The 25,169-nt window shown below is 68.4% G+C and carries 20 protein-coding genes and 1 pseudogene; 10 read left to right on the top strand and 11 right to left on the bottom strand.

The window, feature by feature from the left end:
* Positions 1-9: 9 nt before the first annotated feature.
* The 3 genes from RSO68_RS00825 (at position 10) to RSO68_RS00815 (ending at position 2,652) form a co-directional block, all read left to right on the top strand.
* Complete coding sequence (locus tag RSO68_RS00825; RefSeq protein ID WP_315585085.1) at positions 10-1,218, top strand: efflux RND transporter periplasmic adaptor subunit; 1,209 nt, start codon at positions 10-12, stop codon at positions 1,216-1,218.
* A gap of 73 nt (positions 1,219-1,291) precedes the next feature.
* Positions 1,292-2,344, top strand: a complete 1,053-nt coding sequence (locus RSO68_RS00820; protein ID WP_315585084.1) for an asparaginase — start codon at positions 1,292-1,294, stop codon at positions 2,342-2,344.
* Between the two features lie 71 nt (positions 2,345-2,415).
* Positions 2,416-2,652, top strand: a complete 237-nt coding sequence (locus tag RSO68_RS00815) for a DUF2789 domain-containing protein (RefSeq protein ID WP_315585083.1) — start codon at positions 2,416-2,418, stop codon at positions 2,650-2,652.
* A 106-nt stretch (positions 2,653-2,758) separates the two neighbouring features.
* Here the strand turns inward: RSO68_RS00815 and RSO68_RS00810 are convergent, their stop codons facing one another.
* Together RSO68_RS00810 and trhP are read right to left on the bottom strand one after the other, a co-directional pair.
* Positions 2,759-3,169, bottom strand: coding sequence for an SRPBCC family protein (locus RSO68_RS00810; protein ID WP_089848689.1), 411 nt, complete (start codon positions 3,167-3,169; stop codon positions 2,759-2,761).
* A gap of 104 nt (positions 3,170-3,273) precedes the next feature.
* Positions 3,274-4,707, bottom strand: a complete 1,434-nt coding sequence (gene trhP, locus RSO68_RS00805) for a prephenate-dependent tRNA uridine(34) hydroxylase TrhP (RefSeq protein ID WP_089848691.1) — start codon at positions 4,705-4,707, stop codon at positions 3,274-3,276.
* A 215-nt stretch (positions 4,708-4,922) separates the two neighbouring features.
* Between trhP and queC the strand changes: the two are divergent.
* The 4 genes and pseudogenes from queC to RSO68_RS00785 all read left to right on the top strand — a co-directional run.
* Positions 4,923-5,591: pseudogene (gene queC / locus RSO68_RS00800) on the top strand (7-cyano-7-deazaguanine synthase QueC); the annotation flags it as partial.
* 167 nt (positions 5,592-5,758) lie between these two features.
* Positions 5,759-6,415 (top strand): 7-carboxy-7-deazaguanine synthase, encoded by a 657-nt coding sequence (queE, locus tag RSO68_RS00795; protein WP_315585082.1) that lies wholly within the window; start codon positions 5,759-5,761, stop codon positions 6,413-6,415.
* A complete protein-coding gene (locus tag RSO68_RS00790) occupies positions 6,415-7,260 on the top strand; it encodes a 6-carboxytetrahydropterin synthase (protein ID WP_315585081.1) in 846 nt (281 codons plus the stop codon). Before queE ends, RSO68_RS00790 begins: the two co-directional genes overlap by 1 nt.
* Positions 7,257-7,535, top strand: coding sequence for a YkgJ family cysteine cluster protein (locus RSO68_RS00785; RefSeq protein ID WP_315585080.1), 279 nt, complete (start codon positions 7,257-7,259; stop codon positions 7,533-7,535). Before RSO68_RS00790 ends, RSO68_RS00785 begins: the two co-directional genes overlap by 4 nt.
* A gap of 102 nt (positions 7,536-7,637) precedes the next feature.
* On the opposite strand, the gene RSO68_RS00780 is transcribed toward RSO68_RS00785, so the two are convergent.
* From RSO68_RS00780 to RSO68_RS00770, 3 genes are read right to left on the bottom strand one after another with little or no spacing between them, the layout of a single operon-like run.
* A complete protein-coding gene (locus tag RSO68_RS00780) occupies positions 7,638-11,552 on the bottom strand; it encodes an AAA family ATPase (protein WP_315585079.1) in 3,915 nt (1,304 codons plus the stop codon).
* Positions 11,553-11,585: 33 nt separating this feature from the next.
* Complete coding sequence (miaE, locus tag RSO68_RS00775; RefSeq protein WP_315585078.1) at positions 11,586-12,227, bottom strand: tRNA-(ms[2]io[6]A)-hydroxylase; 642 nt, start codon at positions 12,225-12,227, stop codon at positions 11,586-11,588.
* Positions 12,227-12,676, bottom strand: coding sequence for a DUF1289 domain-containing protein (locus RSO68_RS00770; protein WP_089848704.1), 450 nt, complete (start codon positions 12,674-12,676; stop codon positions 12,227-12,229). Before RSO68_RS00770 ends, miaE begins: the two co-directional genes overlap by 1 nt.
* 281 nt (positions 12,677-12,957) lie before the next feature.
* Between RSO68_RS00770 and acnB the strand changes: the two genes are divergently transcribed.
* From acnB to RSO68_RS00755, 3 genes are all read left to right on the top strand, one after another.
* Positions 12,958-15,561 (top strand): bifunctional aconitate hydratase 2/2-methylisocitrate dehydratase, encoded by a 2,604-nt coding sequence (acnB, locus tag RSO68_RS00765; RefSeq protein WP_315585077.1) that lies wholly within the window; start codon positions 12,958-12,960, stop codon positions 15,559-15,561.
* A 239-nt stretch (positions 15,562-15,800) separates the two neighbouring features.
* Positions 15,801-16,289, top strand: coding sequence for a ribonuclease E activity regulator RraA (gene rraA / locus RSO68_RS00760; protein WP_089848707.1), 489 nt, complete (start codon positions 15,801-15,803; stop codon positions 16,287-16,289).
* A 157-nt stretch (positions 16,290-16,446) separates the two neighbouring features.
* Positions 16,447-18,330, top strand: coding sequence for a glycerophosphodiester phosphodiesterase (locus RSO68_RS00755; protein ID WP_315585076.1), 1,884 nt, complete (start codon positions 16,447-16,449; stop codon positions 18,328-18,330).
* A 28-nt stretch (positions 18,331-18,358) separates the two neighbouring features.
* Here the strand turns inward: RSO68_RS00755 and RSO68_RS00750 are convergent, their stop codons facing one another.
* The 6 genes from RSO68_RS00750 to RSO68_RS00725 all read right to left on the bottom strand — a co-directional run bounded on the left by RSO68_RS00750 (position 18,359) and on the right by RSO68_RS00725 (position 25,136).
* On the bottom strand, positions 18,359-20,185 hold the full coding sequence (locus tag RSO68_RS00750) for a gamma-glutamyltransferase family protein (RefSeq protein WP_315585075.1): 1,827 nt from the start codon (positions 20,183-20,185) through the stop codon (positions 18,359-18,361).
* A gap of 69 nt (positions 20,186-20,254) precedes the next feature.
* Complete coding sequence (locus RSO68_RS00745; protein WP_315585074.1) at positions 20,255-20,755, bottom strand: hypothetical protein; 501 nt, start codon at positions 20,753-20,755, stop codon at positions 20,255-20,257.
* 355 nt (positions 20,756-21,110) lie between these two features.
* On the bottom strand, positions 21,111-22,364 hold the full coding sequence (locus tag RSO68_RS00740) for a cytosine permease (protein ID WP_315585073.1): 1,254 nt from the start codon (positions 22,362-22,364) through the stop codon (positions 21,111-21,113).
* Entirely contained in the window at positions 22,361-22,750 is a 390-nt protein-coding gene (locus RSO68_RS00735) for an allophanate hydrolase-related protein (protein WP_089848716.1), read from the bottom strand. Before RSO68_RS00735 ends, RSO68_RS00740 begins: the two co-directional genes overlap by 4 nt.
* Positions 22,743-23,717 (bottom strand): carbamate kinase, encoded by a 975-nt coding sequence (locus RSO68_RS00730; protein WP_315585072.1) that lies wholly within the window; start codon positions 23,715-23,717, stop codon positions 22,743-22,745. Before RSO68_RS00730 ends, RSO68_RS00735 begins: the two co-directional genes overlap by 8 nt.
* Positions 23,718-23,726: 9 nt before the next feature.
* Positions 23,727-25,136 (bottom strand): YlbE family protein, encoded by a 1,410-nt coding sequence (locus RSO68_RS00725; protein WP_315585071.1) that lies wholly within the window; start codon positions 25,134-25,136, stop codon positions 23,727-23,729.
* Positions 25,137-25,169 lie beyond the last annotated feature (33 nt).

The raw sequence follows: 25,169 nt of genomic DNA, 5'->3' as shown, positions 1-25,169 counted from the left end.
GAGTCCGCTATGTCCCGTCAGCTGCTCACCCTTCGCCGCCTGCTCTGGGCCCTGGCCGCCCTGATCGCGCTGGGCCTGCTGATCTGGGCACTGCGCCCGATGCCGGTCCGCGTGAACACGGTCACGGTTCAAAGCGCCCCCTTCGTCGACTCGGTCAACGAGGAGGGACGCACCCGCCTTCGCGACACCTGGCACGTCACGGCCCCGATCACCGGCTACCTGCGGCGGGTGATGCTTGAGGTGGGCGACGCCGTCGAACAGGGCCAGGTGCTGTTCCGCCTCGAGCCGAGCCCGGCGCCCGCCCTGGATGCGCGCAGTCGCGAGCAGGCCGAGGACGCCCTTCAGGCCGCACGGGCCCGCCTCCACGCCGCCGAGGCCAACCTGGAGACGGCCCGGGCCGAGAAGCGCTTCGCCGAGGCCGAGTACCGGCGCTATCAACGGCTGCATGAGCGCAACCTGGTCTCGACCGCCGACCTGGAGCATCGCGAGAGCCTGCGCGATCGCCAGCGCGCGCTGGAGCGGTCAGCAGCATCGAGCGTGGAGGCGGCGAGTTTCGAGGTGGAGAGTGCCCGGGCGGTGCTCGCGGTGACCAGCGGCCAGCGCAGCGGCACCGAGCAGCCGATGCTCGAGGTGGCCGCCCCGGTGACCGGTGTGGTGCTCGAGCGGTTCCGCTGCTGCGAGGGCGCGGTGGAGGCCGGCCAGCCGATCGTCGAGATCGGCCGACTGGCGGACATGGAGATCCTCGTCGATCTGCTCTCCATGGACGCGGTCCGCCTGAAGTCGGGCATGGACGTGCACATCACCGGCTGGGGCGGGGCACCGCTGTCCGGCAGCGTCCGGCGCATCGAGCCGGCCGGCTTCACCCGCGTCTCGGCGCTGGGGGTCGATGAGCAGCGGGTCCCGGTGGTCATCGACTTCGCCGAGGGGACCGACGCCGCCGCCCAGGGGCTCGGCACTGGCTTCCGGGTCGAGGTGGAGTTCCTGATCTGGCAGGCCGATGACGTGTTGCAGGTACCTACCAGCGCCCTCTTTCGCGACGATGGCCGCTGGGCGGCCTTCGCAGTCGAGGACGGCCGCGCCCGGCTTCGCCACCTGAAGATCGGCCGCCAGAGCGGGCTCGCCAGCCAGGTCCTCGAGGGCCTCGAGGCCGGGGAGCGCATCGTGACCCACCCTGGCGACGCCCTCACCGACGGCGCGGCGGTCACCCAGGGCAATTGACGCCGGCGACTTGCCTGGCGCCGCACCGGCCGTATCATGGGGACCCCGACCGCTCGACCCGCCAGGAGCCCCCATGACCGCCGGACCCGACCTCGACGCCCCCATACTGGTGATCTACACCGGTGGCACCCTGGGCATGGTGCAAGGCCCTCAAGGGCTCACGCCGGGTCATGACATCGAGGCCCGCCTGCGCCGGGCGCTGGCCACCCTGCCCCCGGCCCGTCAGGCCAGCCTGCCCGCCTTCGAGGTGCTCGAGACCGACCGCCCCATCGACTCCAGCAGTGCCACGCCGAGGGACTGGCAGGCGTTGGCCGCGCTGGTGGCCCGCCACTACCGCCGCCATGCCGGCATCGTCATCCTCCACGGCACCGACACCCTGGCCTGGACGGCCTCGAGCCTGGCCTTCCAGCTGCAGGGCATCGATCGCCCGGTGATCCTCACCGGCGCCATGCGCCCCCTGGAGGCCGAGGGCAGCGACGCCACCGCCAACGTCGCGGATGCCCTGCGCTTCGCCATGACGCCGCGCCTGCAGGAGATGACGATCTGCTTCGCCGGCAGGCTGCTGCGCGGCTGTCGCACCCGCAAGTGGCAGACCCAGGACGCCGCCGCCTTCGAAAGCCCTAACCTCGCGCCGCTCGGCGAAAGGGTCGACGATGAGGTGGTGCTCTACCCCGGCCGCGGCCTGGCCGATCACCAGCGCGGCGCACCGCGCTTCGAGCTGCCGGACTATGCGCCACTGGCGGCCGGCGGCGTGGTCCGCCTGGCCCTGTGGCCCGGCCTCGAAGCCTGGCAGGTCGAGGCCTGGCTCGGCGACGAGCGCGTCAAAGGCGCGGTGCTGGAGGTGTGGGGCGGCGGCAACCTGCCGGACGACCCGGCGCTGATCGGGGCGCTGGCCCGGGCGAGCGGCGAGGGTAAGCTGCTGGCCGCCCTCAGCCAGTGCCCCCGTGGCGCGGTGGCCTTCGGCGACTACGCCGCGGGCCAGGGACTGAGCGATGCCGGCGTGCTCAGCGCCGAGGACATGACCCCCGAGGCCACCTTCGCCAAGCTGGTCCACCTGCTGGCTCAACCACTAGAGGAGCACGAGCGACGCGGGCGCTTTCTCACGCCGCTGGTCGGCGAGCGTTGACGCGCATCATGCACGCCGAGGCGGAAATCGTTAAGGTGAGAGGACCCTCACCGGTCAGCAGGAGTCAATCCATGGAACATCCCGACCACCCCTTCACCGAACTCTTCGAGCAGCTTGGCCTCGCCTCGGATCACGCGGCCATCAAGCGCTTCATCGATCGCCACGCGCCGATTCCCGAGGAAATCGCGCTACCGGACGCGCCCTGCTGGAACGAGGGCCAGGCGGAGTTTCTGCGCGAGGCCCTCCAGGAGGACGCCGACTGGGCCGAGGTCGTCGATCACCTCGATGCCTCGCTGCGCAAGGGCTGAGGATGTCGCCCCGAGGTCACGCGGCAAACAACGACGCCGCCCGTCATCGTGACGGGCGGCGTCGTTAGTTGGCCGCGCAGGGCGCGCGAGGTCAGGCGCCTGCCGGCTAGAGCCGCGCCTCGACGCGCTCCAGGATCTGTCGGCTGACCTTGCCCACCAGGGGCCTGGCCGCTCGATTGACGGCCTTCTCCAGCAGGCGATTACGAATCGTGTAGGTCAGGGTCAGGGCCACTTGGGTACCGCCCTCTACCGGGGTCAGGCGATAGCAGCCCTGATTGTGGACGCCGTCCAGCGACTCCCAGGCCAGCACCTCCGGCGCACGCGCCTCGGTGATGGCGACATCGAAGGTCCAGTCCATTCCCACCGCGTGCACGTGCCAGCGGTAGCGATCCTGCCCCAGCGGCTCGATCGCCTTGATCAGGTCGGAATAGTCGGCAAAGTCCTCGACCCGCTCGAGCAGGGCGAAGACCCGCTCCGGGGATGCCTTGAGAATCGCGCTGTGTTCGATGGTCGCCATGGCGCTCCCTGTTCGACTGCCAACGGTTCGACGTCTCGCTGTTCGACGGTCAATCGTCCCCTACCATGTCGCCGGCGGCCGAGGAAGTCCAGCCGCGCGGTGAATCAGAGGTCGCGCATCAGCAGCGCGAACTCGATGCGCTCGGGCGAGATCGCCTCACCCGGCACGGGAATGCGCACCACGTGACCGGAGCCCGGCGCCGCCCCCACCGACTCGCCGCGACGGTTCTCGATGTGCTCGAGCGCGAAGCGGCGGTTGCCGCCGGGCAGCATCAGCTCCATGGAGTCGCCGACCTCGAAGCGGTTCTTGACGTCGATCTCCAGCACGCCGCGATCCGGGTCATAGGCGGTGACCTCGCCGACGAACTGCTGGTGCACCCCCACCGAGTTGCCCTGTTCGTAGTTCTGGTACTGGTCGTGGACGTGGCGGCGGTAGAAGCCCTCCGTGTAGCCGCGGTTGGCGAGGTTATCGAGCTCGTCCATCAGGCGCATGTCGAAGGGGCGGCCGGCCACGGCGTCATCGATAGCGCGGCGATAGACCTGGGCGGTGCGCGCTACGTAGTAAGGCGACTTGGTACGGCCCTCGATCTTCAGCGAGGTGACGCCCATCTCGGCCAGGCGCGGCACGTGCTGCACCGCGCGCAGGTCCTTGGAGTTCATGATGTAGGTGCCGTGCTCGTCCTCGTACACCGGCATCAGCTCGCCGGGCCGGCTGCGATCCTCGATCAGCGCCGATAGCTCGTCCTGCCCCTCGGTGCCGCCCGCGGTGGCGGTACTCATCTCAGCCGCCTCGGCACTGCCGCCGCCCGAGGCGATCAGCCCTCCGCCCTGCGGTGATGACTGGCCCGGCGTCCAGATGCCGCTGGCGGCGTGGGCGCGCGCCGAGTTGGCCGGCACCAGGTCGCCGGTCTCGTCCTCGGAGGCCGCCACGGTGTTGTACTTCCAGCGGCAGGCATTGGTGCAGGTGCCCTGGTTGGGGTCGCGATGGTTGAAGTAGCCCGAGAGCAGGCAGCGCCCGGAATAGGCGATGCACAGCGCGCCGTGGACGAAGGTCTCGATCTCGAGATCCGGGCACTCGGCGCGGATCTGGGCGATCTCCTCCAGCGACAGCTCCCGCGAGAGGATGATGCGGCTGATGCCCTGCTGCTGCCAGAAGCGCGCGGCCGCGTAGTTGACCACGTTGGACTGCACGGAGAGGTGGATGACCTGCTCGGGCCAGCGCTCGCGGATCATCATGATCAGCCCGGGATCGGACATGATCAGCGCGTCGGGCCCGGCCTCGATCACCGGCTCCATGTCGCGCAGGTAGGTCCTGAGCTTGCTGTTGTGGGGCGCGATGTTGGACGCCACGTAGAACTGCTTGCCCCGCTCGTGGGCGTAGGCGATGCCCTTGTGCAGGTTGTCGATCTTGAAGTCGTTGTTGCGCACGCGCAGCGAGTAGCGCGGCTGGCCGGCATAGACCGCATCCGCCCCGTAGGCGAAGGCGTAGCGCATGTTCTTGAAGGTGCCGGCGGGCGACAGCAGTTCAGGGGCTTTCATGGAATTCACCGTTGTCAGGACGATGGCACCGCCGTCGGCCGAAGCCGCGGGTGCAGGGATGGAAGGCGCGAAAGTCTAGCAATTGGCACCGATTCTGGCCAGATAAGACGGCCTTGCGTACACTGTCGCGCGCCGGACCGGACCCCGGCGCCCTCTCCCGACGCGTTGCTCGTTACGCGCCGGGGGCGACAAATTCTCCGACCAGAGTTTCCGACATGACCCACACCCCCGATCCCGCCACCGTGGTGATCTACTCCGGCGGCATGGACTCCTTTACCGTGCTGCACCGCGCCCTGCGCGAGGGCCTCGATGTCCACGCCCTCTCCTTCGACTACGGCCAGCGTCATCGCCGTGAACTCGAGGTGGCCGCGCGCGTCTGCCGCGAGCTGGGCGTGCCCCACCAGATAGTCGACATCACCGCCATCCACGGCCTGATCGACTCATCGGCACTCACCGACGAAAGCCGCGCAATGCCCGAGGGCGACTACGCCGAGGACAACCTGACCGCTACCGTGGTGCCCAACCGCAACATGGTGCTGCTCTCATTAGCCATCGCCAAGGCGGTCAACATTGGCGCCGGCCGGATCGACTACGGCGCCCACGGCGGCGATCACGTGCTCTACCCGGACTGCCGACCCGCCTTCGTCGAGGCGATGAACGACGTGGCCGGCATCGCCAACTTCGAGGCGGTGACGATCCACGCGCCCTACCTGCGTTCGAGCAAGGCCGCGATTCTCGCCGAGGGCCTGGCCATGGGCCTCGACTACGCCGACACCTGGACCTGCTACCGCGGCGAAGCACTCGCCTGCGGGCGCTGCGGCAGCTGTCGGGAGCGCCTCGCAGCCTTCGCCGCTAACGGCGCCGTCGATCCCCTGGGCTATTCAGAGCGGCCCGATGACGCCGCCGCCGATTTACAGCGGCCCGATGACGCCGCGCATTTCCAGCGGCCCGATGACGCCGCCATTACTCAGCGGCCCGACCCCGCCGCCACCGCTCAGCGGCACGACGCCGCCGCCCATGCAAAGCGTTCTGACGACGCAGGAGACTCCTGATGTACAGCGTCAAGGAAGCCTTCTACTCGCTGCAGGGCGAGGGGGGCCAGGCGGGGCGCGCCAGCGTCTTCTGTCGCTTCAGCGGCTGCAACCTCTGGTCGGGACGCGAGGCGGATCGCGCCACCGCGGCCTGCCGCTTCTGCGATACCGACTTCATCGGCACCGACGGCCAGCACGGCGGTCGCTTCGCGGATGCCGCCGCCCTGGCCGCCCACCTGAGCGCGCTGTGGCCGGATCAGGACGGTGTCGCCACGCCCTACGTGGTGTTCACCGGCGGCGAGCCGCTGCTGCAGCTGGACGAGGTCCTGGTGGCCGCCATGCACGAGCGCGGCTTCGAGGTCGCGGTGGAGACCAACGGCACCCTGCCACCCCCCGCCGGCATCGACTGGCTCTGCGTGAGTCCCAAGGGCGACAACCCGCTGGTGGTCACCGGCGGCGACGAGCTCAAGCTGGTCCACCCCCAGGCCGGGGTCACGCCCGAGCGCTTCGCGCGGCTGGATTTCGCCCACTTCTTCCTGCAACCCATGGACACCACCCCCGCCGGCCTTGAGGGCGACGGCGCTTCCAATACCATGGCCGAGACGGTGGCCTACTGCCTGGCCCATCCCCAGTGGCGGCTGTCGCTGCAGACCCACAAGATCGCGGGAGTCGACTGATGACCCTCTTCGTCAACCGCCTCACCCAGCTCGATGCCTCGCTGTGGTGCCCGAGGCGCGGCCTGGTCGGCGCCAGCTGGCAGGTCGATGTCGAACTCGACGGCGAGCTCGGCGAGGACGGCATGCTCTTCGACTTCGGCGAGGTGAAGCCCTGGATCAAGGGCGCCATCGACGGCGGCGTCGACCACACCCTGCTGGTGCCGACCGAGGCGCCGGGCGTGACCCTGCACGACTGCCGGGAGGGGCTCTGCCTGCGCAGCGACACCCCCTACCCGCTGGAGATGCGCGCCCCGCGCCAGGCGATGAGCCTGCTGCCCTGGCCCGAGATCACCGCCGAGCGCCTCGCCGACCATCTGGCCGGCGAGCTGATGCGCCGGCCGCCGCCGCGGGTCGACGCCGTGCGCCTGACCCTGCGCGAGGAGGCGATCGAGGGCGCCGCCTACGGCTACAGCCACGGCCTCAAGCGCCACGCCGGCAACTGCCAGCGCATCGCCCACGGCCACCGCTCGCGGCTGCACGTCTGGCAGGCCGGCCAGCGCCAGCCGGCGTTGGAGGCGCGCTGGGCCGACTGGCTCGGTGAGCGCTACCTGGTCGACGCGGCCGACATCGTCGAGGACGACGAGTCGGGCCTCGATGACCGCCTGACCACCCGCTACCGCGCCGAGCAGGGGCAGTTCTTCCTGCGCCTGCCTCGCCGCCGCTGCGCCGTGCTGCCGACCCCTACCACCGTGGAGCAGATCGCCGCCTGGCTGGCCGAGGCCATCGCCCGGGAGAGCGGTCGCGCCACTCGGGTCCAGGCCTTCGAGGGGATCGACAAGGGCGCCATCGCCGAGGCGCGACCGTGAGGTTCGCCACGTCGAGCGCCTCCTCCGGCGAGTGCCGTCCGGGCTGCGGCGCCTGCTGCATCGCGCCGTCGATCAGCTCGCCGATTCCCGGCATGCCCGATGGCAAGCCGGCGGGCGTGCGCTGCGCTCAGCTCGACGACGCCAACCTCTGCCGGCTGTTCGGCGACCCTCGCCGCCCGACGGTGTGCGAGCGCTTCGACCATGACGCCGAGCTGTGTGGCGACGATCGCGACGAGGCGCTCGAGCGCATCGCGGCCCTGGAACTCGCCACCTGACTCGACTCGCCCCCGGCCCCCACCGGGGCAGATAGCACGAACGACAACGGCGCCCTGGGGGCGCCGTTGTCGTCTGCGGGCATCGCGTCAGCGGTCAATTCCTCATGAGGAGAGATCCTCGACGTGGGGCAGTCGACGGTCGAGCAGGCTTCGCCAGCGCATCAGCACCGGGGCATCGCCGTGGCTCACCACGCCCAGCAGACGGCGAAACTCGACCTGAGCCGCCTCGTCGCGCGGGTCGATCAGCGTCAGCCAGAGCTCCAGCACCGAGAGCTGCTGGTGCAGGTTGCCATCCTCCCGAGCGTGAGCCAGGGCCTGTTCAGCCAGGCTCCTGACCTCATCACGGGAGTACCCCAGGCGGTGGCGGATCCGCGCCAGGTTGAGCGCCAGTTCCGAGACGAACAGCGTGGTGCGCTCGCGGGCGATCATCAGGCACTGATCGAGGTAGGCCTCGGCGCGGGAGAGCTCGCCAAGGGCCACGCAGGCATCCACGTACCAGAGGGCCGGACGCTGGTAAGGGTCGCGCCCGGTCACCTCGGCCAACTCCTCCAGGGCCGCCTCGATCTTGGCCAGGCCATCGCGGTCGCCCGCCAGCGCCCGCTGCCAGCCCAGCACGCAGCGCGAGGCCACCTGCCAGAGGTGCAGATCCGGCGTGCCGGTCAGCTCGAAGGCGCGCTCGGCGCGCACGGTGGCCAGGTGCACGTGGCCCAGCTGGCGGTAGAGGGCCGCGGCGTACATCAGCGCCATGGCCAGGCTGCCCGGGTGATTGATGCGCTCGGCCAGGCGAATGGCCGACTCCACCTGCCGCTCGGCCCGCTGGTAGTCACCGCGCAGGCAGAGCGTCCAGCCCTGGAAGCAGGCCGCGGCCACCTGGGGGTGATCGGAGAACGGCAGCCACTCGATCATCATCGGGGCGTTGAGCGGATCGATCTCCTCGAGGTGGTCATAGGCCTGGGAGATGCGCCCCGCCCAGTACTCGCAGCTGGCACGGGCAAAGTCGGCCAGGCGCCGATAGCGGGGATCCTCCAGGCGATCGGCCAGGCCGGCCAGCCGCGAGGCCAGCGAGAAGGCGTCGGCATGGGCATGGCGCTGGCTGCAGCCCACCCACAGCCCCCACTTGACCAGGAAGGCCTGCTCCAGGTCGCCGCCCTCCTCCGGGCTCTCCGCCTGCTGGGCCAGCAGTTCCCGGGCGCGCACGAAGCTCTCGTGGGCGGTGGGCGAGCCGTGGCCCTCCAGGGCGAAGGCCGCCTGGCCCCGCACGGTGAGCAGGCTGATCTCACGCTCGGCCTGATCCTCGACGTGGCGCAGGCTGGCGAGGCCGAAATCGGCCATCTTCAGCGCCGTGCGGTTGGCGCTGACCTTGAGGGCCTCCCGGGCGGCCAGCTCGAAGTAGCGGGCGCCGCGCGCATAGTGGCCGCTGCGCCGCAGATGGGTGGCGAAGTCGCCGGGATGGCGACTGATCCACATCGGGAAGTGTTCCTCGATCAGGCTGACCACCTGGCGATGAATGCTGACCCGCACGTCGCGCGGGCAGGCCAGGTAGGCGGCCTCCTGGAGCAGCTGATGGGTGAACTGGTACTCGCGCTCGGCCGACTCGCCCTCGGTAGGCTCGATGATCTCGAGCCGGCGCATGTGCTCCAGCGCCGTGGAGAGTCGACTCATCTCCCAGCCGCTGCACTCGGCGAGAAAATCGAGACGGAAGCGTCGGCCCAGTACCGCCGCCACGTGGGCCACCTCGCGGTCGCCGTCGAGCTGGTCGATGCGGCTGGCCAGAAGCCCCAGCAGGCCGTGGGGCAGCTCGTCGAGCTGCACGCTGCGCCCCTCACGGCGATCCATGTCGACCCGCCGGCAGATCTCCTGCAGGTAGAGCGGCACACCGTCACAGCGCTCGATGATCTGGCCGCGCAGCCGCGGGCTGAGGTGGATCCGGTAGCGACGCGCCAGCTGGGAGAGCAGCCGGGAGGACTGGGTGGGATCGAGCCGCCCCAGCGAGATCTGCTGGTCCCAGTGCAGGCGCGCCGGCAGGGCCTCGCGGCCGTGGTGGCTGGCCACCAGCAGGAAAGGACAGTTGATCGGCAGCCGCGCCTGCAGGCCGGCCAGCACCTTGAAGGAGGGCTCGTCGAGCCACTGCAGGTCGTCGATCATCAGCACCAGGGTGCGCTGGCGGGTCAGCTCGCCGATCAGGCGATGCAGCAGCCCCACCACCAGCTCCACGGCCTCGCCGCTCTGGGCCAGTGCGGCCATCTCGCGGGGCTCGCGCACGCCGAGCGCCTCCTCGAGCAGCAGCCGCGGATCCGTATCCGGTGCCAGCGCTTCGTCGTCGGCCAGCAGGCGCGATATCGCGGCCTCCTCGATGCGCCCGCCAAGGTGCCAGCGCAGCAGCTGGCGCGCCACGCCGTAGGGCTCCTGGACGGAGAGCCGGGTGGTCGGCTGCCAGCAGATCGCCGCCTCGCGGCTCTGCTCGAGCTGGCGAAATCCGACCAGCAGCGCCGACTTGCCGAGTCCCGAGGGGCCGCGCACCAGCACGCTCTGGCGCAGGCCGATGCCGGCGCGGGCCAGGGCGTCGCGCAGCGTGCGCAGCGAGGTCTCGCGGCCCACCAGGCTTGGGGGCAGCGCCTCGCGCCCGCCTTCGTTCGCGCCGAGAACGAGCGCCCGCAGGCGCACGCGACCGTCGCTGGCCACCAGGCGCGTAGAGAGGCGCGGCTGCAGATCCAGGGCCGGCGGCATGTGCTGGCTGGCATCCTGGGAGATCACCAGCTCGCTGCCCCCGGCGGCGCTCATCAGATCCAGGGAGCCCTGGGTCACCTGCCCCAGCGGGTCGACCAGGTGGCGCTCGGGCAGATACACCACGCGCCCGCTGTCGAGCCCCGCGGCCAGCTCGATGCTGGGTGGCTCGCCCTCGCCGCTCCAGTGACGCAGCGACTCCTCAGGCAGCACGCGGCGGCAGTGCTCATAGAGCGCGACCAGCTCGGCCAGCTGATGGGCCGGGCCGTGGGTACCGAAGCAGGCCAGCCCCAGGCCGCCGGTCGCCCCGGGCAGCCAGAAGCCGCCCAGGTGGTGACACTGCTGCTCGAGCCAGCGCATCAGCTCGACCTGCAGCGCCAGGCAGGCGCGGGCATCGGCGCGATCCGAGAGATCGGCCTTGAGCCGCAGTCGGATGGCCATGACCGAGAGCTGCCGCTGCTCGATCTCATCCTCGCGCAGCGGCGCACTATCCGTGGCCAGGGTTCGCGAGAAGGCCCCGCTGGGCCCCAGCGGCGAGCCCTCGGCCGGCGCATCGGACCAATAGCGGGCGAGCTGCAGGAAGGCGGGCTCGGGCTGCTGACCGGAGAGCGCCAGCAGCTGCAGGTAGGCGTTGTACTGCTCATGGGCGGCGGCCAGCTGCCCCTGCTCGGCAAGCTGGCGCACCAGCCGCTCGTGAAAGGGGCCGTAGCCCGAGAAGCGGCTGACCAGCGCCTCCAACACCTCGGCGGGCACCGGTTCCTGGTGCTCGAGCACGCCTTCGGCGAAGCGGATCACCCGCTGGCGCCACTCGTTGCGCACCTGCACCAGCCAGCGCTGATATTCGGCGCAGCTTCCGAGCTGCAGCTCCTCGACGAGATCGCCCCGGTAGCAGGCCAGCGCCGCCTCGAGGGTGGCCACGTCGCCGGGGCCATCGAGCAGCGTCTGCAGGCGATGCATGTCGAAGCGCCAGGGTTCCGGCAGCCGGAAGGCGATGGTCTGGCGGGTCACCGCCAGCACCCGTTCGGCCTCGTCACCCAGCGACTGGCGCAGGCAGTGCAGGGCGTGACGCAGGTTGGTGCGCCCCGACGACAGACCCTGATCGGGCCACAGCAGCTCGGCCAGGGTGGCGCGGTTGACGGGCTGGTCATGCAGCAGAAGGTAGACCAGCAGGGCCTTTACCTTATCGTAACTGAACTGGGTCAGGACGTCGTCGCCCAGGTTCAGTGAAAAGTGGCCGAAGAGTGCCAGGTGATCCCGGTCGTTCTCGTATATGTCGTCGGCTGCATCCCGCATGGTGAGCATTCCTGCGTGGCGGAAGTGATGGCGTCAGGCCGGCACACCGCTGTGAAAACGAAAGACCGTGTCCGGCATGGTGACCAGCTCGGCCTCGCGATCGGAAAAGAAGGCGATGCGTTCGTCGATGGGCGCCGTGGCCAGGCGGCGCGCCAGCATCAGATAGTCCTCGAAATGGCGACCTTCCGACTTAACCAGACTGCGATAGAACTTGGCAAGTTCATCATCCAGATGCGGAATCAGCCGGGCGAAGCGCTCGCAGCTGCGCGCCTCGATCAGCGCCCCGATGATCAGGATATCGATCAGCCGCTCGGGCTCCTCCCCGCGAACGTGTCGGCGCAGCCCCTCGGCATAGCGCGATGCGCTGATATGGCGATAAACGACTCCCCGCGCCTCCATCAGCTTGACGACCTGCTCGAAGTGCAGCAGCTCCTCCCGGGCGAGCTGGCTCATCTTGGAGAGCAGCAGCGGCTGGTCCACATAGCGATAGAGCAGGCTCATGGCCGTGGAGGCGGCCTTCTTCTCGCACTGGGCATGATCGATCAGCAGCAGTTCGGGGTTGTCGAGCGCCCAGTCCACCCAGGCATCCGGAGTGGCACAGGGCAGGAAGGACAGCAGCTCGGCGGGCATCAGGTCCTGGCAAGCGGTCGATTCGAGGGTGTCGGTCGAGGGCATCATGGTGTCGGCAGGTCGGTGGAATCGAAGGAGGTCGCCAGGCGCCGGTCCGCGGTGGCGAGCAGGTCACGGGCGATCGCGGCGTGCAGCGAGGCGGCATCCTGGTGATCGAGGCCGGCCAGGCCGTAGCGCGCGAGCTCTTGGATGCGCCCGCGGCCCACCCGCAGCAGCTCCACGGCCCGGGAGAGCGCCGGCTGATCCTCGCGGAAGCGAATGCGATAGCGTTGCAGCTGGGTCTCGAGGAGTGCCGCGTCCTCGACGACCAGGTGGCGCGCGGCAACCTCGGCACGCAGCCGGTCGATGTCGACCAGGCGGGCGCGGCGCTCGCCGCCGCTGTAGGCCGGCCAGTCGCGGATCTCGCTGTCGGTGCGCTGACAGCCGCGACACACCCGGTCTCCCAGGGTGGTCGAGCAGACGCCGACGCAGGGCGAGACGATGCGCTCTCCCATATGACCTCCCGTTGACGTTCAGGTGTATTGGCAAACGTTCATGGTACCGCGCAGGGCGGCGCTCTGGCATCCCGAAGTTGTGCCCGGCGGCCACCGCCGACCAAAGTTCAAGGCCCCAACCACGGGCTCGCCTTAACATTGTCGACAGTTTCATCTATCATCGCGGCACCGCTGACACCCTGGCCAAACCGGGCGGGTCCGCCGGCTCCGCGCCCCTGTCGGCGCGGTCCGCACGACGCGTCTCGCCGGCCCTGGCCGCCACTACCGATGAGGGTCCCCACGTGCTTGAAGCCTATCGCCAACATGTTGAGGAGCGCGCCGCCGAGGGCGTGCCGCCGAAGCCGCTGAACGCCGAGCAGGTCGCCGCTCTGGTCGAGCTGCTGAAGAACCCGCCGGCCGGCGAGGAGGAGTTCGTCCTCGATCTGCTCACCAATCGCGTTCCACCCGGTGTCGACGAGGCGGCCTATGTCAAGGCCGGCTTCCTCACCGCCATCGCCAAGGGTGAGGCCGAGTCGCCGCTGATCGACCGCATCCACGCAGTGAAGCTGCTGGGCACCATGCAGGGCGGCTACAACATCGTCTCGCTGGTCGAGCTGCTGGACGATGCCGACCTGGCCCGCGAAGTCGGCGAGCAGCTCAAGCACACCCTGCTGATGTTCGATGCCTTCCACGACGTGGAAGAGCGCGCCCGCGCCGGCAACGCCGTGGCCAAGGACGTCATCCAGTCCTGGGCCGAGGCCGAGTGGTTCCTCTCCAAGCCCGCGCTGGACGAGAAGATCACCCTCAGCGTCTTCAAGGTGCCGGGCGAGACCAACACCGACGACCTCTCCCCCGCCCCGGATGCCTGGTCGCGTCCCGATATCCCGGTGCACGCCAACGCCATGCTCAAGAATGAGCGTGACGGCATCGAGCCCGAGGAGCAGGGCGTCAAGGGCCCGCTGGCACAGATCGAGGCGGTGAAGGCCAAGGGCTACCCGGTCGCCTACGTGGGCGACGTGGTCGGCACCGGCTCCTCGCGCAAGTCCGCGACCAACTCCGTGCTGTGGTTCTTCGGTGACGACATCCCCAACGTCCCGAACAAGCGTGCCGGCGGCTTCTGCTTCGGCGGCAAGATCGCCCCGATCTTCTTCAACACCATGGAAGATTCCGGTGCCCTGCCCGTCGAGATGGACGTCGAGAAGCTCGAGATGGGCGACGTCATCGACGTCTACCCGTACGAGGGCAAGGTGTGCAAGCACGGCACCGACGAGGTGCTGACCACCTTCGAGCTCAAGACTCAGCTGATCCTCGACGAGGTGCGTGCCGGCGGGCGCATCCCGCTGATCATCGGTCGCGGCCTGACCACCAAGGCGCGCGAGTCTCTGGGCCTCGCCCCCTCCGACGTCTTCCGCCTGCCCGAGCAGCCGGCCGACACCGGCAAGGGCTTCACCCTGGCCCAGAAGATGGTCGGCAAGGCCTGCGGCATGGACGGCGTGCGTCCCGGCATGTACTGCGAGCCGAAGATGAGCACCGTGGGCTCCCAGGACACCACCGGGCCGATGACCCGCGACGAGCTCAAGGACCTGGCCTGCCTGGGCTTCCAGGCCGACCTGGTGATGCAGTCCTTCTGCCACACCGCGGCCTACCCCAAGCCGGTCGATGTGGATACCCACCACACCCTGCCCGACTTCATCATGAACCGCGGCGGCGTCTCGCTGCGCCCGGGCGACGGCATCATCCACAGCTGGCTCAACCGCATGCTGCTGCCCGACACCGTCGGCACCGGCGGCGACTCCCACACCCGCTTCCCGCTGGGCATCTCCTTCCCGGCAGGCTCCGGCCTGGTCGCCTTCGCCGCCGCCACCGGCGTGATGCCGCTGGACATGCCGGAGTCGGTCCTGGTGCGCTTCAAGGGCGAGCGTCAGCCCGGCGTCACCCTGCGTGATCTGGTCCACGCCATCCCCTACTACGCCATCCAGCAGGGGCTGCTGACCGTCGAGAAGTCCGGCAAGAAGAACGCCTTCTCCGGTCGCGTGCTGGAGATCGAGGGCCTCGAGGACCTCACCGTCGAGCAGGCCTTCGAGCTTTCCGACGCCTCCGCCGAGCGCTCCGCCGCGGGCTGCACCATCACCCTGGGTGATGACTCCGTCGCCGAGTACCTGAAGTCCAACATCACCCTGCTCAAGTGGATGATCGCCAACGGCTACGGCGACCGCCGTACCATCGAGCGTCGCATCCAGGGCATGGAAGAGTGGCTGGCCAACCCGAGCATGATGCGCGCCGACAAGGACGCCGAGTACGCCGAGGTCATCGAGATCGACCTCGAGCAGCTCAAGGAGCCGGTCCTGTGCGCCCCGAACGATCCGGACGACGCGCGTCTGCTCTCCGAGGTCGCCGGCGAGAAGATCGATGAGGTCTTCATCGGCTCGTGCATGACCAACATCGGCCACTTCCGCGCCGCGGGCAAGCTGCTCGAGAAGCAGCCGGCCGGCAGCCTGAAGACCAAGCTGTGGCTGGCGCCGCCGACCAAGATGGATCAGCACCAGCTGACCGAGGAAGGCTACTACGGCATCTACGGTCGCGCCGGTGCGCGCATGGAGATGCCGGGCTGCTCGCTGTGCATGGGTAACCAGGCGCGCGTGGCCGCCAAGAGCACCGTGGTCTCGACCTCGACCCGCAACTTCCCCAACCGCCTGGGCGATGGCGCCAACGTCTATCTGGCGTCCGCCGAGCTCGCGGCCGTGGCCGCGGTGGAGGGTCGCCTGCCGAGCGTCGACGAGTATCGCCGCTACATGAGCGAGTTCGACGCCATGGCCGGCGAGATCTATCGCTACATGAACTTCCACGAGATCGAGGAGTATCAGAACGCCGCGTCCAACGTGATTCCGGTCGCCCAGGAAGCCTGATACCCGACGTCGTGAGAACGTCAGCTCGACTCCGATGCTCGCAACATCGAAGGCCGCCGCTCGCGGTGGCCGGAGCCGATGACAGAAGCGCCCCTCCGGGGGCGCTTTTTTTGGCTCTTTTTACCCTCTTCCCTGCCCCATCGAGCGGCGTCTGCCACCAAAGGGGGCCTGTCGCTGTGCTCCGAGCGTGGCATCATCGACGAGTCTCGATATCAAGACCGACATCAGGAGCCATCCCCGTGAGCCAGATCGTTACCCCGGATATTTGCGACGCCTACCCCGAGGTCCAGGTGCTCGACCCGATCTTCGTCAATGCCGGCGGCCTGGAGGCCTTCTACGGCCCGATTCGCACCGTCAAGTGCTTCGAGGACAACTCCAGAGTCAAGGAAGCCGTGGCCGAGCCCGGTGACGGCGCCGTGCTGGTGGTCGACGCCGGCGGCTCGACCCGCTGCGCCATGCTTGGCGACATGCTGGCCGAGCAGGCCGCCGGCAACGGCTGGGCCGGCGTGGTGATGTACGGCTGCGTGCGCGACGTCGACGTCCTGGCCGAGACCGAGCTCGGCATCCAGGCGCTGGGCGCCCATCCGCGCAAGAGTGAAAAGCGCGGCGAAGGGCAGCGGGACCTGCCCGTGACCTTCGCCGGCGTGACCATCGAGCCCGGTCAGTGGCTCTATGCCGACAACAACGGCATCCTGATTGCCGACGAGCGGCTGGACCTGGAACGCTGAGCCCTACTATTCATCACGATGGCCCCGCGAGCGTTCGCGGGGCTCGTCGGCCAGGCGGCGGGGCCGCCTGCGAATCGGTACGGTACGCTCCCCTTCCCTTGCCCGAGCGTGAGACGCGATGTCACCCTGATGGCTCCGAAGTCACCCTTGCGCGTCCATGCTGGCCCTGTCACGACTGAGCGGCGACGTGCTGCGCACCCTGCGCGAGCACCTGCGACCGCTGATCGCCTATCACCTCTTTTTCACCCTGCTGGCCTCGAGCCTGCTGCTGCCGGCCGTGGGCTGGACGCTATCGAGCCTGCTCGGGGAGTTCGGCCGGCCGGTGATCACCAACGGCGAGCTGCTCGCCCTGCTGATGAGCCCGGCCGGGCTCGTGTGGCTGCTGGCCGCGGTGGGCCTGACCTTCCTGGTACTCTACCTGCAGCAGTCCGGCATGATCCTCGTCGCGGTGCGTCCTCACGGCCAGCACGTGCGCCTGGCCTTCGAGGCGCTCTGGGCCACGCTGCGCCGCCTGCCGGCGATCAGCGGCCTGATCGCAATGCAGGTCGGTACCCAGCTGCTGCTGCTCGCCCCCCTGGCCTTCGCCCTGGGCGGGCTGCACGAGCTGTTCCTCGGGGATCTGGATCCCTACTTCGTGCAGCGCGTGCGTCCCCCGGCCTTCTGGGCCTTCCTCGCCAGCGCCCTGGTGCCGGTGCTGGCCTGGGCCCTGCTGGCGGGCGGCCTCTACGTGCGCTGGCACCTGGCACTGACGGTGCTGACCCTGGAAGGGGTGCCTCCCCGGGCGGCTCTCGCGCGCAGCATGCGGCTGACCCGGGGCCAGGGTCGCCATATCGCCGCGGCAGTGCTGCTGTTGCTGCTCGGCATCGTCGGCCTGCCCTTGGTCGCCACCGCCCTGTTCGACCGGGTCGTCACGCCGCTGCTGTGGTGGCTGCCCGAGCGCAACGCGGTGCTGATCCCGGCCATGCTCGCCTACCTCACCGCCTACCTGCTCATCACCCTGGCCATCGCCTTCGGCGGCATCGCCGCCAATGCCCTGCAGGCCACCTGCCTCTATCTGCGGCTGGCGCACCGCGAGCCACGCCCCGAGCCTCCCCCGCCCGGCAGCCATCCGCGTCGCCTGGCCTGGGCCGTGGAGCTCGCCGTGGTGCTGTTCGCCATCGGCCAGGCCTGGCTGATCGTCAACCGCTTCGAGATCCGCGACGAGGTCGAGATCATCGCCCACCGTGGCAGCTCGCTGAAGGCACCGGAGAACACCCTGGCGGCGCTGGATCAGGCCATGCAGGACGGCGCCGACGGCATCGAGATCGACGTGCGGCTCACCGCCGACGATCGCGTCGTGCTCTACCACGATGCGAGTCTCCAGCGACTGACCGGCGATGATCGGCAACTCGGCACGCTGCCACGGGCATCCCTTGAGGCCTACGATGTCGGCCGCTGGTTCGACCCCGCCTTCGCTGGCGAGCGGATCCCGGGACTGGACGAGGCGCTCGCGACGGTGCGCGGGCGCGCCTGGCTGCTGATCGAACTCAAGCCGGACCCGGGGCGTGAGCTCGACCTGCTCGAGGCGGTGCTCGACGAGCTGAAGCGGGAACGGACCCATCGCCTGGACTGCCGGGCCCGCGCCGAGGACCGCGTGAGCGCTCTGGCCTGTGGCGACGCCGACATCATGGGGCAGATGCGCGTGGCCACCCGCTCGCCCTGGCTGCTGCGCGAGGCGTCACGGCGCGAGCCTCGCCTGGGCACCACGCTGCTGGCCCAGCTGGTGCTGTCGGGCAGCCTGGAGCGTCGCGGCTTCGATGCCCTGGCGCTGCGCCACAACCGCATCGACGAGGAGGAGATCCGCCTGGCCGGACACTACGGTTACGCGCTTCACGCCTGGACCCTCAACGAGCGCAACGCCATGTCACGACTGATCGACCTGGGGGTGGACGGCATCATCACCGACCGCCCGGCCCTGCTCGCCGAACTGATCGCCGAGCGTCGGCGCCTGGGCGATGGCGCCCTTCTGCTGGTCAAGCTGCGCAACTGGCTGAGGGGCTAGCGGGCCCGTGGCGCGATCGAAGTGGGTTTCACTCTCCCCGCACGACACCCTCGCGGCGTGGATCGGTGTCGCCGACGAAGCCTTGCCCGGTGCGCCGGAGCGCGTGCAGGCCGCCGGTCGGCTCGCGCTCCTCCACCTCGTGACCCAACTCGCGCAGGGCCTCAAGGGTAGCGGTCGGAAAGCGGCCCGCCTCCAGCGAGACCGGCCCACCCAGGGTGCTGGCATGGGGCAGGGCCAGCGCGCCTTCGACGTCCAGCCCCCAGTCGAGCATCGCCACCAGCGCGAGAGCGGTATCGGTAATGATGGCCGCGCCCCCTCTCGCTCCCAGGCTCGCCATCAGGGCACTGCCCTCGCCCTCGACGACCAACGTCGGGCTCAGGCTGGAACGCGGGCGCTTGCCCGGCTCCACCCGATTGGCGATGGGCGTGCCCTGATCGTCCGTGGGCGTGAAGGAAAAGTCGGTCAGGGCATTGTTGAGCAAAAAGCCTCCCGGCATGCCGGTGCCCCCGCCGGAGAGGATGCGCGCGCCGAAGGCCTGCCCTAGGGAGCTGGTCATGGCCAGCGCGTTGCCATGCGCATCGATGATGCTGATGTGGCTGGTGCCCGCCTCCGGCTGCGTCGGCTGCGCGGCCCAGGCGGTCGCCACGACACCCGGGGTGCCCGGACTCGCGCCGCCGCTGCCCAGGCTCTGCGTCGCCTCGATCAGGGCGGCGCGCTCCTCCAGATAGTCGGGCGCGATCATCAGCGACCAGTCTCCGCCGGGCGCTTCGACGAAGGCCGGATCGGCGATATAGCGCCCCCGGTCGGCGAAGGCCAGACGCGAGGCCTCGAGAAAACGATGCAGCCAGTCGACGCCGGGAAGGTCGTCCTCCAGACCCGCCTTCGAGGGCGGCAGCTGCGCCAGGATGCCGAGGATCTGCATCACGGTCAGGTGCCCCGACGAGGGCGGCGGAAAGCCGCAGAGGCGATGGTCCTGCCAGTCACTGCAGAGCGGCTCGCGCTCCTTTGCCGTGTAGGTGGCGAGATCCTCGAGGCTCAGGCTGCCGGGGATGGCGGGATGATTCTGCACCCGCCCCACGATGTCCCGGGCGACCTCCCCGGTGTGTAACGCCGAACTGTCCTGCTCGGCGACGCGCTGGAGGATCACGGCCAGCGCCGGGTTCTTGAGCCGGTGTCCCTCCGCCAGGGGCTCCCCCTGTTCGGTGAAGAAGAAGCCCGAGGCCTGGGCGTCGTCACGCAGGGCCTCGGTGTCGTCCAGGCTCGCGTGCAGCCTGGCACCGACCGGAAACCCATCGTCGGCCAGGGTGATGGCCGGCTCGAAGAGCACGGCCCAGGGCAGTCGCCCGTGCTCGCCGTGGGCCGTCTCCAGCATGCGCAGGGTGCCGGGCACGCCGACCGAACGGCCGCTGGCCACGGCCTTCATGAACGCCAGAGGCTCGCCGTCCTGACCCAGGAAGAGCCCTTCCTTGGCCGAGGAAGGCGCGGTCTCGCGCCCGTCGTAGGCCCGGGCCTCCTCGCCGTCGTGATGCATCAGGAAAGAACCGCCGCCGATACCGCTGGACTGGGGTTCGACCAGCGTGAGCACCATCTGCACGGCGATGGCGGCATCGATCGCCGAGCCTCCCGCCGCCAGGATCTGATAGCCGGCGTCGGCAGCCAAGGGATGCGCCGCGGACACGGCGAAGCGCTGGAAGGGACCGCCGGGCGCCTTCTCGCTCTCGGCGCCCGGCGGCGGCGTGGCGTCGGGACGCTGGTACTGGAAGTCCACCTCTCCCAGGGCCGCCGGCGCCAGCAGCAGCGGGGATAGGATCAGCAGCAGCGTCGCTGCGCGACGACGGGCGTCGGGGAGGGTCATGGCCATGGCTCCTTGTCTCGACTCGAGGCCATGTCAGCATAGGTGAGAGCGACTCGGGCGTCGCGACGCCTAGCGGCGACAGCGCCAGGCGGCCAGCAGGCTTACGGTGGCCAGGGTCAGCAGTCCGGCGGCGATCCAGCCCAGCACCTCGACGAGGCGGTGAAACTCCCCGGGGGCCTCGCCAGGGCGAAAGGCCATGCCGTATTCGGCCAGGCGGCTCCCGCCATAGAGCAGCAGGGTCAGCAGGCCCAGCGGCAGTGACGAGCGCCGACGGGCCAGCCAGCTGGTCAGGCGCCAGGGCTCCGAGGGCGCCTTGGGGCTTCCCCCCTGAGGCGAGGCCTTGGTCTTGGCCTTGTTGGTGGCCTTGTTGGTGGCCTTGGGGGGCGCCTTGGCAGAGGTCTTGGGCGCGGCCCTCGGCCGATTCGGTGCCCGACGCCTCTTCTGCCGTGACGACGAGCCGCCTCCTCCGCGCAGCCGGCGACCCAGCCAGCGCCCCATGCCGATCAGCCCCCAGCCCAGGGTAAAGCAGACGGAGAGCGCCAGGCCTCCCATCACCAGCAAGTATGTCATCCCGATCGGTTCCCGCGTCGCCTGTTCAGGGGGCGCCATCTTGCCAAATTCTCGCCGCCCTGTGGGGCGGCATCGTTCAGGACAATGCCTGGGCCACTGCGACGTCGCTCAGGGCACCGCGATCAGGGCACCACAATCAGGGGAATCGGCAGCCGCGCCAGCAGGTCGGGGCCCTGCTCGGCCAGCCGCGCGACGAACGACCTGCGTGTTTAACGCTAATCTGCGATGCACCTATCATGACGGCGGACAAGGGACGCTGACGAACGGGCAAACGGGTTGCCACAAGCCGGGCGGCCGTCGCGAAAAAAGCCGGGGCCTTTTGGGCACCCGGCTTGAATGAGACGTTCGATGCGGCTCAGGAGGTTTGCGCGGCACTCTTCCCCGCGCCGACACGAGACAGCAGAACGTAGCCCAGAAACGCCACCAGTATGGAATCCACGGACGGGATACCGCTTAGCGTGAACCAGCCGTTCACGGTGCAGAACCCCACGAAAGAGGCCACCCCCCAGGCCACAAAGGTCCTCGGCTTGATGGCCGCGTCGCTGTCCAGCCGCGCCTCGTCAAAGCCTTTGCGCCGGTTGACGAGGTAGTCAGCAATGTAGATGCCACACACCGGTGGCGTCGCGATACCCAGAAACAGCAGGAAGGGGATAAACCAGCCCATGATGTCCATGCTGCCCACAACGGCAGCCAGCACTCCCAGTGCCACAGTGATCTTCCATTTTGCAAAAGCACTGAACAGCGTGGACACCACCAGAGTACCCTGGAACATATTGCCTGCGTTGCCGGTAATGCAGGCGAAGATCAGCAGTATGGTAGCCGGCAAGGTTGTGCCGATGATGGCCATGGCCGCCAGCAGGGAGTCCTGGGAGGTCATGGAGCCTGGTACCGCGCCCACCAGAAAGAGCACCGGATAGGCCACTCCGAAGGTCAGCAGGCCGGCGATGATGGCGTGCTTGCGGTTGTGGACGAAGGCGCCAAAGTCCGGCGAGGTGGCCACCAGCACGATGATAGTGCCCACGATGGAAGACACTGCGGCACCAAAGCTAAGATCACTGACTTTTTCCGCGATGGCCGGCGGCACCTCGCTGGTCAGCGCCAGGTACAGGATGTAGAACATCAGCAGCGCGATGATGGGCACCGCGAACCTGGCCACCTTGCCAAGCGCCTCGAAGCCGAAAGCGGTGGAGGCGACAAAGATCACGCAGCCGAAGGTCACGATGGCGGGTATTGGCAGCTCCAGGCCAAACTGGCGCGCCAGCAGATCATGGGCGCTATGGCCAAAGGTGTTGGCGGTGACCGCAATCCAGCCAAACAGGCTGATGGCCATCAGAATATTGATGGCAACCGCGCCCTTTCTGCCGAACGAGTATTTCACAATACCGTAGGTGGGCATTCGTGCCCGCTCACCAATGGAAATATTGATGGCCGCCAGCAACGCCAGGATGATGCTGCCGGCGGCGATGGCGATGGCCGCCGTCCCCAGGGTGAGCTGGCTGCCCAGGCTCGAGGACGCCAGCACCACCGGCGTCACCAGTATACCCAGCAGAATAAGGGCGACCTGAAAGCCGGAGGCGGAATTACCGGTTGCTTCTGTCGCGCGGCTCATATTCCCTCTCCTTCGGTATAGCGACGCCAGCCGCCGGTGTCGGTGATTTCACGCTGGCCCTCCACCAGCCAGGGCTCGCCCAGGACACCCAGCACTTCGCTGCCGTCGGCCAGTTTCACCTTACCGATGGAGAGACCCGCCGGTTCGTTGCTGAGCACGGCGGCAAAGGCCGCCATCGGCAGCTCCCACACTTCCAGTTCCACTTGCGCGGCAGGTTCCAGGGTGCGGATCATCGCCGGATGGTCGTCGTTGATGGACCACAGGCGGTAATAACCGTCGGTTTTGTCTTCTCGCACGAAGCGGCCACCGGCGTTGGTCAGATTCGGATTCAGTTTCAGACCGCGCATCAAAGTGCCGTTCACGGCCAACAGGGCTGTCTCAGTCATGGTGCTTCTCCATCGGGTTGGTGCCAATCCAGGTGCCGGTGTGACGATCCATCGCCTGCATCAGGGTGCTGGCTTTGGTAATCAGGCCGCTGCCGTCAGGGTTGCCCTGCAGGAATTTCAGCAGGGCGTCCACCTTCGGTTTCATCGAGCCTTCGCCAAACTGGCCCTGCTCACTGAGGGCGCGAGCATCTGCCGGGGTCAGGCTGTCCAGCCACTGCTCGTCGGGTCGGCCGAAATTGATCGCCACTTTTTCCACACCGGTGGGAATAATCAGCATGTCGGCGTGCAACTCGCTGGCCAGCAGGGCCGAGGCAACGTCCTTGTCGATCACCGCTTCCACGCCGCGCAGGTTGCCGTCGTCGTCGCGCTCAACCGGAATACCGCCACCGCCGCAGGCAATGACCAGCGAGCCACTGTCGACCAGGCTGCGAATGCTCTCCAGTTCGATGATCTCCTGGGGCTGCGGGCTGGCCACGCAGCGCCGCCAGCCACGTCCGGAATCTTCCATGATGTGCCAGCCCAGCTCCGCAGCGCACTGCTCGGCGGAGGCCTTGTCCATGAACGCCCCGATGGGCTTATTGGGGGTGGCAAAGGCCGGATCCTGCCGGCTGACTCGGGTCTGGGTGACCAGCGTCACCACCGGGCGCTGCAGGTTACGACGCTGCAGCTCGTTCACCATGGCCTTCTGGAACATGTAGCCGATGGCGCCCTGGGTATCGCCCACCGCGTAGTCCACCGGCACCGGGGCCACCTCGGGAGCGGCCAGCTCTGAGCGTCGTAAAATGAAGCCCACCTGGGGACCGTTGCCGTGGGTCAGCACCAGCGACCAGCCCTGCTCGATCAGGTCCACCAGATAGCCCACGCTGTTGCAGACCATCTGGTACTGGTCGTTGATGGAGCAGTGAGCGTCGTCGTCAATCAGCGCGTTACCACCGAAAGCAACGATCGCAAGCGGTTTTCTGGTCATGATGTTCTCCTAGCGGCTGATCTGCCGAGCCAGTGCGTTCAGGGCATCAACGAAACAGGACATGGGAGCAGTGGTGATGCCGGCGCCAATCTGGCCGACACCGGCCTCCTTGTGGGCGATACCGGTGTTGATAATGGGCAGTACCGAGCTGTCCAATACCTTGCGCGCATCAATCCCCGCAGCGGTGGGCGCAAAGTTCAGCGCCGGCAGAGTGAATGCCGGGTTGCTGCCCAGGGTGACGTGCTGCATGGAGCGGCTGTTCTGAGTAGCATCGGCGGGAGTTCCGCCAACGAATTTCACGATGGCGGGAGATGAGGCCATGGCAAAGCCACCCACTCCGGCGGTTTCGGTGATGGCGCTGTCGCCGAGATCGGCGGCAGCATCGTCGACGCCATAGCCGGGGAAGAACAGGCCGTCCACCGGATTCGCCGGCGCCTGGAACCAGGTGTCACCGGTGCCGGACAGGCGAATGCCGAAGTTCACGCCGTTGCGCGCCATCACCGTGACCATGGTGCTGCCGGGCACGCCTTCGGCGGCCTTGAGCATGCTCTTGCACGCCGCCATGGACAGGTTCAGGAAAAAGTGGTCGTTGGCGGTAATGAAACGGATGGCGCGCTGGATCTGCTCTATTGGTAACGCGGTGCTAAGCAGCGCCGGCAGTAGCTGCTTCAGCAGCAGGCCGGTGGCGGCAATGTTGCGGTTGTGCACTTCGTCGCCCATGTGCAGTGCCTGGGCCATGATCGGCTTCAGCTCAATCGGGCCGGATTCTGCCAGCATGGCTTTCATGGCCTCAGCCAGTTCGGTTCCCATCCAATGCAGGCGTTCAATCACTACATCGCCGTTGGCACCAAACCGCAGCACCTTGCCCAGGCCTTCGTTGAAGTTGCTGTACACACGCTGACTGTTTTCGGTGTTCTCGACCACCCACAGGGGCATCGAGCGGCTGATGATGCCGGCCATGGGGGCCACGGCATCGTAATGGTGGCAGGGCTCAAAGCTGACCTCGCCCTGTTCAATCAGCGCTTGCGCCTGCTCCAGGGTGTCGGCCCACTGCTCGTAGAGGATGGCCCCGAGAATGGCGCCCTGCACCGGGCCGCACATATCGTTCCATGCAATGGGCGGGCCCGCGTGCAGGATGCGCTTGTGCTTATCCAGGGCCGGTATGGCTTCTCCAGCGCGCATGACGTCAACCAGCATCGGCTGGGCGGCCAGATACTGCGCCATGGCCTGTTCATTGGCCGCTTCAATCTGCGGATGATTCAGCAGGCTAGCCAGCACCATGCCACCTTCGCGGTCGCCGCCGGCCGGGGGCTGCCAGCTCAGCGCGACGGCCTCGCCGCCGGCGCAGGTGATGTTATCGGCAAAGCTTTGCAAACCGGCGTTCAGAACCGTCAGTTGCTGAGTAAAAAGTGCGTTCACTGTGCTCACCATCTCGCTAAAAAAATTAAATCA

This window comes from Halomonas saccharevitans (assembly GCF_032333995.1).
GTDB lineage: Bacteria > Pseudomonadota > Gammaproteobacteria > Pseudomonadales > Halomonadaceae > Halomonas > Halomonas saccharevitans.
The sequence above is the reverse complement of the archived record's forward strand: the minus strand, read 5'-3'. Positions and strand labels throughout refer to the sequence as shown.

Coding starts and splice junctions, on each gene's coding strand:
- RSO68_RS00825 (WP_315585085.1), top strand. CDS start 10: ATGTCCCGTCAGCTGCTCACCCTTCGCCGCCTGCTCTGGGCCCTGGCC.
- RSO68_RS00820 (WP_315585084.1), top strand. CDS start 1,292: ATGACCGCCGGACCCGACCTCGACGCCCCCATACTGGTGATCTACACC.
- RSO68_RS00815 (WP_315585083.1), top strand. CDS start 2,416: ATGGAACATCCCGACCACCCCTTCACCGAACTCTTCGAGCAGCTTGGC.
- RSO68_RS00810 (WP_089848689.1), bottom strand. CDS start 3,169: ATGGCGACCATCGAACACAGCGCGATTCTCAAGGCATCCCCGGAGCGG.
- trhP (WP_089848691.1), bottom strand. CDS start 4,707: ATGAAAGCCCCTGAACTGCTGTCGCCCGCCGGCACCTTCAAGAACATG.
- queE (WP_315585082.1), top strand. CDS start 5,759: ATGTACAGCGTCAAGGAAGCCTTCTACTCGCTGCAGGGCGAGGGGGGC.
- RSO68_RS00790 (WP_315585081.1), top strand. CDS start 6,415: ATGACCCTCTTCGTCAACCGCCTCACCCAGCTCGATGCCTCGCTGTGG.
- RSO68_RS00780 (WP_315585079.1), bottom strand. CDS start 11,552: ATGCGGGATGCAGCCGACGACATATACGAGAACGACCGGGATCACCTG.
- miaE (WP_315585078.1), bottom strand. CDS start 12,227: ATGCCCTCGACCGACACCCTCGAATCGACCGCTTGCCAGGACCTGATG.
- RSO68_RS00770 (WP_089848704.1), bottom strand. CDS start 12,676: ATGGGAGAGCGCATCGTCTCGCCCTGCGTCGGCGTCTGCTCGACCACC.
- RSO68_RS00755 (WP_315585076.1), top strand. CDS start 16,447: ATGCTGGCCCTGTCACGACTGAGCGGCGACGTGCTGCGCACCCTGCGC.
- RSO68_RS00750 (WP_315585075.1), bottom strand. CDS start 20,185: ATGACCCTCCCCGACGCCCGTCGTCGCGCAGCGACGCTGCTGCTGATC.
- RSO68_RS00745 (WP_315585074.1), bottom strand. CDS start 20,755: ATGACATACTTGCTGGTGATGGGAGGCCTGGCGCTCTCCGTCTGCTTT.
- RSO68_RS00740 (WP_315585073.1), bottom strand. CDS start 22,364: ATGAGCCGCGCGACAGAAGCAACCGGTAATTCCGCCTCCGGCTTTCAG.
- RSO68_RS00735 (WP_089848716.1), bottom strand. CDS start 22,750: ATGACTGAGACAGCCCTGTTGGCCGTGAACGGCACTTTGATGCGCGGT.
- RSO68_RS00730 (WP_315585072.1), bottom strand. CDS start 23,717: ATGACCAGAAAACCGCTTGCGATCGTTGCTTTCGGTGGTAACGCGCTG.